Source organism: Polaromonas sp., from assembly GCF_030680935.1.
Lineage (GTDB): Bacteria > Pseudomonadota > Gammaproteobacteria > Burkholderiales > Burkholderiaceae_C > Polaromonas.
In genome coordinates this window covers 26,198-36,741 of sequence record NZ_JAUXUP010000079.1, presented here as the reverse complement: position 1 = coordinate 36,741, position 10,544 = coordinate 26,198, and the positions used below count along the sequence as shown (strand labels likewise).

Genomic DNA, 10,544 nt, shown 5'->3' with positions numbered 1-10,544 from the left:
GAAGACGACCCGCGCAACCCGGCCGTGATTGCCGACAACGTGGGTGACAACGTCGGTGACTGTGCCGGCATGGCTGCCGACCTGTTTGAAACCTATGCCGTCACACTGATTGCCACCATGGTGCTGGGCGCCCTGCTGGTGACCAGCGCCGGTACCAGCGCTGTCATCTACCCGCTGGCCCTCGGTGCGGTGTCCATCATCGCGTCCATCATTGGCTGCTTCTTCGTCAAGGCCTCGCCTGGCATGACCAACGTGATGCCGGCGCTGTACAAAGGCCTGGCAGTCGCCGGTGGCCTGTCGCTGATCGCGTTTTACTTTGTCACGGTCTGGCTGATGCCCGACAACGCGATCAAGGCCTCGGGCACACAAATGGCGCTGGTTGGCGCTTGCGCCGTAGGCCTGGTCCTGACCGGCGCGCTGGTCTGGATCACCGAGTACTACACCGGCACGCAGTACGCGCCTGTCAAACACATTGCGCAAGCATCGACCACCGGCCACGGCACCAACATCATTGCCGGCCTCGGCGTGTCCATGCGTTCCACCGCCTGGCCGGTCATTTTTGTCTGTATCGCCATCGGCGTGTCCTTCAAACTCGCCGGCCTGTACGGTATTGCGATTGCGGCAACGTCCATGCTGAGCATGGCGGGTATCGTCGTCGCCCTCGACGCTTACGGCCCCATCACCGACAACGCCGGCGGCATTGCCGAGATGGCCGACATGCCCGAGAGCGTGCGGGCGATCACCGACCCGCTGGATGCGGTGGGCAACACCACCAAGGCGGTGACCAAGGGCTACGCAATTGGCTCGGCCGGTCTGGCCGCGCTGGTGCTGTTTGCCGACTACACCCACAAGCTCGAAGCCTACGGCAAGGCCATCAGTTTTGATTTGAGCGACCCGATGGTCATCATTGGCCTGTTCATTGGCGGCCTGATCCCCTACCTCTTCGGTGCCATGGCCATGGAAGCCGTGGGCCGCGCTGCCGGTGCGGTGGTGGTTGAAGTACGGCGTCAGTTCCGCGACATCAAGGGCATCATGGAGGGCACCGGCAAGCCGGAATACGACACCTGCGTCGACATGCTGACCAAGGCCGCGATCAAGGAAATGATGATCCCGTCGCTGTTGCCTGTGGTGGTGCCGGTCGTTGTGGGCCTGCTGCTTGGCCCCGCTGCCTTGGGCGGCCTGCTGATGGGCACCATCGTGACCGGCCTGTTTGTGGCGATCTCCATGTGCACCGGCGGCGGTGCCTGGGACAACGCCAAGAAATACATCGAAGACGGCAACCATGGCGGCAAGGGTTCTGAGACCCACAAGGCCGCCGTGACCGGCGACACCGTGGGCGACCCTTACAAAGACACCGCCGGCCCGGCCATCAACCCGCTGATCAAGATCATCAACATCGTGGCGCTGCTGATCGTGCCGCTGATGATGAAGTTCCATGGCGGTACAGCCAACGCAGCCCCCAGCACGCCAGTGGCGGCACCTGCTGCCATGAGTGCGCCTGCCGCTCCGGTGGCCACGCCAGTGGCGCCCGCCATGCCGGCGCCCAAGCCGACACAAGCGGCCGACGCTTCGGGCACGCCAACGCCTGTGCCTGCAGCGTCTGGCACCAAATAAGTCGAAATCTTTTTTTCAAGCCCGGTTCGCCGGGCTTTTTTTTGCCCTGGATGTTGGGCTTTAGACTTCCAGCTACAACACCCAAAGCCCCGAGGACGACATGGCCCACAAAACACCTGAATCGCTGCGCAGTGCGCGTTGGTTCGCCCCTGATGATTTGCGCTCTTTCGGGCACCGCTCCCGCGCCATGCAACTGGGTTACGGCCCGGAGGACTGGGTGGGCAAACCGGTGGTTGCGATCATCAACACCTGGAGCGACATCGGCACCTGCCACGGTCACTTCAAGCAACGTGTCGAAGACGTCAAGCGCGGTGTGTTGCAGGCGGGTGGCTTTCCGCTGGAGCTGCCAGCGCTGTCCCTGTCGGAGTCGCTGGTCAAACCGACCACCATGCTTTACCGCAACATGCTGGCGATGGAAACCGAAGAGCTGCTGCGCAGCCACCCGATCGATGGCGCGGTACTGATGGGCGGCTGCGACAAGACCACACCTGGGCTGATTCTGGGCGCCTTGAGCGCCGGCCTGCCATTCATCTACATGCCAGCCGGGCCCATGCTCAGCGGCAACTGGAAGGGACAGGTGCTGGGTTCGGGCTCGGACACCTGGAAATACTGGGACGACAGGCGTGCCGGGAAAATCACCACCAAACAGTGGATTGAAGTTGAAGGCAGCATTGCGCGCAGCCACGGCCACTGCATGACCATGGGCACCGCCAGCACCATGACAGGTATTGCCGAGGCCTGCGGCTTCACCCTGCCCGGCGCGTCTTCCATTCCCGCTGTGGACTCCAACCACATTCGCATGGCCGCCGAATGCGGCCGACGCGTGGTGGACATGGTCTGGGAAGACCTGACACCGGCCAGCATGTTGTCCCGCGCCTCCTTCGAAAATGCAATCACCGTGGCGATGGCCATGGGTTGCTCGACCAACGCCATCATTCACCTGGTGGCCATGTCGCGCCGCGCGGGCGCGAACTGCGCCATCGGGCTGGAAGATTTTGACAAGGCCAGCCGCACGGTGCCGGTGATTGCGAATATCCGGCCCAGCGGCAGCACCTACCTGATGGAAGACTTTTATTACGCCGGCGGCATGCGGGCCATGATGGGTGTGCTCAAGGACCATCTCCAATTGGATGCGCTCACGGTCAGCGGCAAAACCCTGGGTGAGAACCTGCAGGGCGCCGAGGTTTACAACGCGGACGTGATTCGCCCGCTGGACAACCCGATTTACGCCGAAGGCGCACTGGCCGTGTTGCGCGGCAACCTGGCCCCCGATGGCTGCGTGATCAAACCGAGTGCCTGCGCGCCGCAGTACCTTCAGCACACCGGCCCGGCTCTCGTGTTTGATGACTACCCCAGCATGAAGGCGGCCATCGACGACGAGGATCTTGACGTGACGGCCGACCACATTCTGGTGCTGCGCAACTGCGGCCCCCAAGGCGGCCCCGGCATGCCCGAGTGGGGCATGTTGCCGATTCCGCTCAAGCTGGTCAAGCAAGGTGTCAAGGACATGCTGCGCATCTCGGACGCACGCATGAGCGGCACCAGTTATGGCGCCTGTATCTTGCACGTTGCGCCCGAAGCCTACATCGGCGGCAACCTGGCGTTGGTGAAAACCGGTGACATGATCACGGTGGACGTACCGGGGCGGCGCATCCATCTTGAAGTGAGTGACGAAGTGCTGGCCAAACGCCGCGCCGGTTGGTCCCCCCTGCCCAAGCGTTTTGAACGCGGCTACGGCTGGATGTTTTCGCGCCACATCATGCAGGCCGACCAGGGCTGTGACTTTGATTTTCTGGAAACCTCGTTTGGCGCGCCAGTGGGCGAACCCGACATTTACTGACGCGAGAAAGCAGCATGCCCGCCCCTTCCGACCCAACTGGCCTGACAGCCGCCACCCGCGAAAAACTCAAAACCGTCAGCACCGCCACCCTGTGCACCGCCCTGTTCAAACGCGGGCTGCGCAACCAGTTCATCCAGGACGTACGCCCGCTCAACGATTCCCTGCCGAACATGGTCGGAGAAGCCTTCACCTTGCGCTACATTCCGGCGCGCGAAGACCTGAACCCGATCACGGTGTTTCAGGACCCCACTCATCCGCAGCGTGTGGCTGTGGAGCAATGCCCGCCCGGTGCGGTGCTGGTCATAGATAGCCGCAAGGACGCACGCGCCGCATCGGCCGGCTCCATCCTGATCACGCGCCTGATGGTGCGCGCCTGTGCCGGTGTCGTGACCGATGGCGGTTTTCGCGATTCGCCTGAAATTGCGGCCATGCCGTTCCCGGTGTATCACCACCGGCCGTCGGCACCCACCAACCTGACTCTGCATCAGGCGCTGGACATCAACGTGCCGATTGGCTGCGGCGATGTGGCGGTGTTTCCTGGCGATGTGGTGGTGGGCGACCGCGAGGGGGTGGTGGTGATACCGGCGCATCTGGCCGATGAGATTGCGGTAGAGGCGGTGGAAATGACGGCCTTCGAGGACTTCGTCACCGAAGAGGTGCTCAAGGGTCGGGCCATCATCGGCCTGTATCCACCGACCGAACAGCAGTCAAAAGACGACTTCGCCGCCTGGCGCCTGGCCAGGGGGCGTTGATCCCGTCAGGCCAATTTATTGCGGCTTGATGCCCGCCGTTTTGATCACCCGTGTCCAGGTGTCAATTTCTGACTTCACAAAGGCGGTGTAAGGCTTGACGCCCTGAGGCGGGATGACGAAGCCGACCGAACCCATGCGCTGCTTGATAACGTCAGACTGCATGGCCTGCGCAATGGCAGCTTCCAGCTTGTCCACAATCGCCTGCGGTGTGCCCTTGGCCACCGACATACCCGACCACGACAGGGCTTCAAAACCCTTGTAGCCGGATTCAGCAATCGTCGGTACGTCGGGGTAAAGCGGGTTGCGCTGCGTGCTGGTAACAGCCAATGCCCGCAGTTTGCCTGCCCGCACATGTGGCAAGGCGGTGTCCTGATTGATGAACATCATCGGAATCGTGCCGCCCAGCCCGTCAATCATCAGCGGACCGCCCCCCCGGTAGGGAATGCCGGTCATGAAGGTGCCTGTGGTCTGCTTGAACAACTCCATCGCCATGTGACCCGATGCCGCGTGGGTGTAACCGTAATCCAGCTTGCCGGGATTGGCCTTGGCGTAAGCCACCACGTCCTGGACGCTTTTGAACGGCGTCGAGGGATGGACCACCAGCACGTTGGGACCCGAGTGGATCTGCGAGATGTGGACAAAGTCCGTCATCGAGTTGTATTTGATGTTGGGGTCCAGGCCGTGCGCCACCGCGTTCTGGCCCACGCCGGTCTGGATCAGGGTGTAGCCGTCAGCAGGCAGCTTGACCGCGCGATCGGTACCTATGGTGCCGCCTGCGCCGCCAATGTTTTCGACAACAAAGGGCTGTTTGAGGCTTTTGGTCAACTCATCGGAAAGCATGCGGGCCATCACGTCGCTGGTTCCGCCGGGAGGAAACGGCACGATGATCTTGACCGGCTTGGTGGGGTAGTCCGCCTGGGCGTTGGCGGCCATCGGCACCCCTGCACCGAGCGCGGTCATGGCGGCAAGGCAAACCAGCTTGCGTCGAATCATCTCGTGTCTCCTGAAGTTGTGGGTAGTGAAGGCAAGTGAACCGGTATTAGCCGGGAAATACCCCTTACCGTCAATCCAGTTTTACGCGCCCCCTTCTCTCCGTATCGGCATGGGCGTGTGTGACGGCCCGTACCAGCTCACTGGCGGGCTGCACCAGCTCGTGCAGCGCGGCCACCTTGTCCTGCTCGATGTATTCAAGAATCAGCTCGTTGATGCCACCAACGATGGCCATGGCCATGCCCGCCGAAAGCGGCGGTTCGCGTCTGGCGATGCCCGGCCCGCCATTGATGACATCCAGCATGAAACCCGCGATTTCCAGGTTCACCCGCCGGCGTGCCGCCAGGCCCTGCGCGCCGAGGCCGAGGATTTCGATAAACAGGGTTCGCATCAGCACCGGGTTCTGCATCATGCAGCCCAGATAAGCCGCCAGCGCACGCTCAATCTGCGTCTGCCATTCGTGCGCCGGGTCAATCGCTTGACCAAGCGTCTTCAGCGCGTTGTGGCTGGCAGCTTCATACAGGGCAATCAGGCATTCGGCTTTGGAGGCAAAACATTCGTAAAACGTGCGCTTGGAGACGCCAGCTTCCCGAACGATGTCAGCCACCGTGGTGTCGGCATATCCCTTGGCGGCCACACTGTGCGCCATGCCTTCCAGCAAGCGTGGTCTGAAGGCATTGGGCAGCTCAGGGGCCGATAGCGAAACAGCTTGCGAATACATCGATTTGACAGCGCTGAGTGGCGCCTGGATCCATTTTGGTACTTGACAGTACCACAAAGTCGGCCTACATTGGCTTCATTGGTACCCGTTGGTACCAAGCTGTTTGATCGAAAGCACCATGACTGAACTTGTTGTACGTCGCCTGTTGATTGATCTTGAAACACCCCTGCCGCGCCACTGGTGCGGCGGCGATGCGTTCCAGACTGCATTTTTCAATGCGTTGTCCATGAGTTTTCCGGTGGGGGAGCAGTTCTTCATCGACGCCGTGCGCAACGGACTCAAGGCTCTGCCGGTCGAAAAACAGGAGGCTTACCGGGCAGAAGTCCAGGGCTTCATAGGCCAGGAAGCGACGCATCGCCGCATCCACAGCCTGTTCAACAGCCACCTTGAAAAGCAGGGTCTGGTCAATGACTGGGCGCCACGCGCCGAGCGCAACATGAAGATGCTGGCCGGTACCAACCCGCTGCATGCGCTGGCCATCACTGCCGCCAACGAACATTTCACCGCGATTTTTGCCGAATGGTTGCTGGCCAACCATGACGTATTGAGCGGCTGCGAGCCACGCCTGAAAACCATGTGGCTGTGGCACAGCGCCGAAGAGTCCGAACACAAGAACACCGCCTTCGATGTGTACGCCGCCCTGGGCGGCAGCCACGAGTGGCGCATCAAGTGGTTCCGCCGCATCACCTTCGTCTTTTTGACCGACACCTTGCGTCAAACCGTCAATAACCTGTACCACGACGGCAGCTTGTGGAAGTGGCGCACCTGGACCAGCGCCGCCAGCTACCTGTTTGGCCAGCGCGGCCTGATACGCCAGACCTTCAAGCCCTGGCGCGAGTACCTGCGCGCCGACTTTCACCCTGACCAGCAGACCAGCGATCTGTCGGCAAGCTGGCTGGCCAACAATACCCGCGCTTACACCACGGTCGGCGCTGCAGCGTGACTCTGCGGCGCCCGGACGCCGCCTACTCGCTACCACTTTGATAGCTGCCAGCGCATACCCATAAAGAGCTGCACCCGTATTTTGTCATCTGCAGTGAAACCTGCATGGCGGCCAAAGACCTGCGAGCCTGTGATTTTTCCTGTCCCGGCGTTTTGGCGGAAAATCATATGTATGCAGCTCAACTACATTGCCAACGCGCCGGTTCGTTCTTCGTCAGGTAAGACCATTCCAGTGGTGGACCCTTCCGACGGCCAGCCTTTTGACGAGATCCAGCGCAGCAATGCGCAGGACATCGACACCGCCGTGCGCGCCGCGCACGATTGCCTGGACACGCTCTGGAGCAAACTCAACGCCGCTGAACGCGGTCGCCTGCTGATGGCCCTGTCGCGCAAGATTGCCGACCATGCCGACGAGCTGGCAGCCATCGAACAACGAGATTGCGGCAAACCCACCAAACAGGCCAAAGCCGACGCCGCCGCGCTGGTGCGCTACTTCGAGTTCTATGCCGGCGCCTGCGACAAGCTCCATGGCGAGACCCTGCCCTACCTCGACGGCTACAGCGTGATGACCTGGCGCGAGCCGCATGGCGTGACCGGTCACATCATTCCGTGGAACTACCCGATGCAGATTTTCGGCCGCAGCGTCGGTGGCGCGCTGGCCGCGGGCAATGTCTGCGTGGTCAAGCCGGCAGAAGACGCCTGCCTGTCCTTGCTGCGCGTGGCAGAGCTGGCAGCTGAGGTGGGTTTCCCGGCCGGCGCCATCAACATCGTCACCGGCTACGGCCATGAGGTCGGTGACGCGCTGGCCCGCCACCCCGGCATCGACCACATCAGTTTCACCGGCAGCCCGACAGTGGGAACACTGATCCAGCAGGTAGCGGCCGAACGCCACTGCCCGGTCACGCTGGAGTTGGGCGGCAAAAGCCCGCAGATCGTTTTTGCCGATGCCGATCTGGACACCGCCATTCCCGCCATCATCAACGCCATCGTGCAGAACGCCGGGCAAACCTGTTCGGCCGGCTCCCGCCTGTTGGTGGACCAGAAAATTTACGAACCGCTGCTGGAGCGCCTGGGCCAGGTCTTTGAAAAACTGCGCGTCGGCCCGGCCACCATGGACCTGGACGTGGGCCCGCTGATCCGCCAGACCCAGCAGCAACGCGTATGGGATTTTTTAAGCGATGCACAGGTCGCCGGCATTCCCATGGTGGCGCAGGGCCAGATCGTCGATGAAGCGCCCGAGACCGGTTTTTACCAGGCGCCTACCCTGCTGCGTGATGTCCCTGTGATGCACCGGCTGGCGCAGGAAGAGGTGTTCGGCCCGGTGCTTTGCGCCATGAGTTTCCGCGACGAGGACCACGCGGTCGAACTCGCCAACGCCACCCAGTTTGGCCTTGTCGCCGGTATCTGGACGCAGGACGGAGGCCGCCAGTTCCGCATGGCCAAACGTGTCAAAAGTGGCCAGGTCTTCATCAACAACTACGGCGCAGGTGGCGGCGTGGAATTACCCTTCGGCGGCGTGAAGTCGTCGGGTTACGGTCGTGAAAAAGGTTTTGAAGCGCTCTACGGTTTCACCACACTGAAGACCGTGGCCATCAAACACGGTTGAAGCCGCCCTACAAAGTTCAAGCAAAAACAGGCTGTACCCCATGACTGGTGGGCGCAAGCAGCTACTCTTTTTATAGCACTCAAGGAGACACCGTGCGACTCAAGAACAAATCCATCATCGTCACCGGCTCGGGCGGCGGCATCGGCGAAGGCATTGCGAAGCGGCTGGCCGCCGAAGGCGCGCAGGTGATCGTCAACGACATCAACCCCGCGCTCGGCGAAAAAGTGGTGGCCGAGATCGCCGCCGCCGGTGGTACTGCAACATTTTTCAAGGCCGACGTCACCAAAACTGCCGAGATGAAGGCGCTGGTGGCTGCGGCCGTCCAGCGTTACGGCAAGCTCGATGTGATGGTCAACAACGCCGGCTGGACACACCTGAACCAGCCCGCACTGGAAACCACCGAAGAAGAGTTTGACCGCTGCTACGCGATCAATGTCAAAAGCATTTACCTGTCGACCATTCACGCCACGCCGGTGTTCCGCAGCCAGGGCGGCGGCAGCTTTATCAACATCGCCTCCACCGCCGGTGTACGCCCCCGCCCTGGCCTGTCCTGGTACAACGGCTCCAAGGGCGCCGTGATCACCACCTCCAAATCGCTGGCCGCAGAACTCGGTCCGGACAACATCCGCGTCAACTGCATCAACCCGGTGTTCAACCCCGACACCGCCTTGTCCACACAATTTGCGGGCGGCAGCGTGACCGGCCCCGAGGGCGAAGCGCGCCGCGCCAAATTTCTGGCCAGCATTCCGCTGGGGCGTTTCTCGACCGCGCTCGACGTCGCCAATGCGGCGCTCTACCTTGCCAGCGACGAGGCTGCCTTCATCAGCGGCGTGTGTATTGAGGTGGACGGCGCACGCTGTGTTTAGTCCAGCCTGCATGACTGTCCCATGTCCCGCCGGCGGGCAGGGCCATGCAATGGAGTAAATTCTCCCTATAAGCCTTCCATGACTGAAAAAATCATTCCCCTCGCCGATATCCGTTACGCCGCGCGCGTGCCGCATATTCCGCTGCAGCTCCAGACGCCTACCGGTCTGCTGGCCGACACACTGGCGCGGCCTCTGCACGACCTGCGCATCAGCGTGACCGACCGCTGTAACTTTCGCTGCAGCTATTGCATGCCCAGCGAGGTCTTCAACAAGGACTATGCATTTTTGCCGCAGACCTCGCTGCTCAGTTTTGAAGAGATCACGCGCCTGACCAAAATTTTTGTCGCCCACGGGGTCGAAAAAATCCGGCTCACCGGCGGTGAACCCCTGCTGCGCAAGCACCTGGAGGTGCTGATTGAAATGCTCGCGAAGTTGCAAACGGCGCAGGGCAAACCGCTGGACATCACCCTGACGACCAACGCCTCGCTGCTCGCCAAAAAGGCCCAGTCACTGAAAGACGCCGGCTTGCAGCGTGTGACCGTCAGCCTGGACGGGCTGGACGACGCAGTCTTCCGGCGCATGAACGACGTGGACTTTCCGGTGGCCGATGTGCTCAAAGGCATTGAAGTGGCCACCAAAGTGGGTCTGGCACCCATCAAGGTCAACATGGTGGTCAAGCGCGGTACCAACGACGCAGAAATCCTGCCCATGGCCAGGCACTTTCGCAACTCGGGCGTGGTGCTGCGCTTTATTGAATACATGGACGTGGGCGCGACCAACGGCTGGCGCATGGACGAGGTATTGCCTTCGGCCCAGGTGATTCAGCGACTGCAGAGTGAATTTCCGCTGGAAGCGATCGACCCCAATTACACCGGTGAAACCGCTGAACGCTGGCGCTACACCGATGGCGGCGGTGAAATCGGCGTGATCAGCAGCGTCACCAAGGCGTTTTGCGGCGACTGCAACCGGGCCCGGCTTTCGACCGAAGGCAAGCTGTTTTTGTGTCTGTTCGCCAACCAGGGCCATGACCTGCGCGCGCTGCTGCGCGGCACCCAATATTCGGACGCGCAAATCTCAGGCGCTGTGGCCCACATCTGGCAGGGCCGCAGCGACCGTTATTCAGAGTTGCGCGCGGCGCTGCCACCAGATGCCTCGGTCCCCGGAAGCGATGGCGCGCGCCGCGTCGAGATGAGTTACATAGGCGGCTAGCCGT

The 10,544-nt window shown here is 61.8% G+C and carries 9 protein-coding genes; 7 read left to right on the top strand and 2 right to left on the bottom strand.

Translation table 11 applies throughout. The features are described 5' to 3' along the window. The 3 genes from Q8L50_RS18795 to Q8L50_RS18785 form a co-directional block, all read left to right on the top strand. Positions 1-1,614: sodium-translocating pyrophosphatase (locus tag Q8L50_RS18795; protein WP_305350161.1), on the top strand; the 1,614-nt coding region annotated here is incomplete at its 5' end. A 100-nt stretch (positions 1,615-1,714) separates the two neighbouring features. After that, on the top strand, positions 1,715-3,454 hold the full coding sequence (gene araD, locus Q8L50_RS18790) for an L-arabinonate dehydratase (protein ID WP_305350160.1): 1,740 nt from the start codon (positions 1,715-1,717) through the stop codon (positions 3,452-3,454). A 14-nt stretch (positions 3,455-3,468) separates the two neighbouring features. Continuing rightward, complete coding sequence (locus Q8L50_RS18785; RefSeq protein WP_305350159.1) at positions 3,469-4,206, top strand: ribonuclease activity regulator RraA; 738 nt, start codon at positions 3,469-3,471, stop codon at positions 4,204-4,206. Positions 4,207-4,221: 15 nt separating this feature from the next. Here Q8L50_RS18785 and Q8L50_RS18780 read toward each other — a convergent pair whose 3' ends face one another. Further along, positions 4,222-5,199, bottom strand: a complete 978-nt coding sequence (locus Q8L50_RS18780; RefSeq protein WP_305350158.1) for a tripartite tricarboxylate transporter substrate binding protein — start codon at positions 5,197-5,199, stop codon at positions 4,222-4,224. A 70-nt stretch (positions 5,200-5,269) separates the two neighbouring features. Next, a complete protein-coding gene (locus Q8L50_RS18775) occupies positions 5,270-5,917 on the bottom strand; it encodes a TetR/AcrR family transcriptional regulator (protein ID WP_305350157.1) in 648 nt (215 codons plus the stop codon). Between the two features lie 118 nt (positions 5,918-6,035). Here Q8L50_RS18775 and Q8L50_RS18770 point away from each other — a divergent pair, with 118 nt between their 5' ends. From Q8L50_RS18770 to moaA, 4 genes are all read left to right on the top strand, one after another. Beyond that, positions 6,036-6,860, top strand: coding sequence for a metal-dependent hydrolase (locus tag Q8L50_RS18770; RefSeq protein ID WP_305350156.1), 825 nt, complete (start codon positions 6,036-6,038; stop codon positions 6,858-6,860). A gap of 171 nt (positions 6,861-7,031) precedes the next feature. Next, positions 7,032-8,465 (top strand): aldehyde dehydrogenase family protein, encoded by a 1,434-nt coding sequence (locus tag Q8L50_RS18765; protein WP_305350155.1) that lies wholly within the window; start codon positions 7,032-7,034, stop codon positions 8,463-8,465. 92 nt (positions 8,466-8,557) lie between these two features. Beyond that, positions 8,558-9,331: an SDR family oxidoreductase gene (locus Q8L50_RS18760; protein ID WP_305350154.1), complete on the top strand. Its 774-nt coding sequence runs from the start codon at positions 8,558-8,560 to the stop codon at positions 9,329-9,331. Between the two features lie 78 nt (positions 9,332-9,409). Continuing rightward, a complete protein-coding gene (moaA, locus tag Q8L50_RS18755; protein ID WP_305350153.1) occupies positions 9,410-10,540 on the top strand; it encodes a GTP 3',8-cyclase MoaA in 1,131 nt (376 codons plus the stop codon). Positions 10,541-10,544: the final 4 nt, after the last annotated feature.

Bases quoted from the DNA above. Each gene is read 5' to 3' on its own strand.
- moaA (WP_305350153.1), top strand. From the start codon at position 9,410: ATGACTGAAAAAATCATTCCCCTCGCCGATATCCGTTACGCCGCGCGC.
- Q8L50_RS18770 (WP_305350156.1), top strand. From the start codon at position 6,036: ATGACTGAACTTGTTGTACGTCGCCTGTTGATTGATCTTGAAACACCC.
- Q8L50_RS18775 (WP_305350157.1), bottom strand. From the start codon at position 5,917: ATGTATTCGCAAGCTGTTTCGCTATCGGCCCCTGAGCTGCCCAATGCC.
- Q8L50_RS18785 (WP_305350159.1), top strand. From the start codon at position 3,469: ATGCCCGCCCCTTCCGACCCAACTGGCCTGACAGCCGCCACCCGCGAA.
- Q8L50_RS18765 (WP_305350155.1), top strand. From the start codon at position 7,032: ATGCAGCTCAACTACATTGCCAACGCGCCGGTTCGTTCTTCGTCAGGT.
- araD (WP_305350160.1), top strand. From the start codon at position 1,715: ATGGCCCACAAAACACCTGAATCGCTGCGCAGTGCGCGTTGGTTCGCC.
- Q8L50_RS18780 (WP_305350158.1), bottom strand. From the start codon at position 5,199: ATGATTCGACGCAAGCTGGTTTGCCTTGCCGCCATGACCGCGCTCGGT.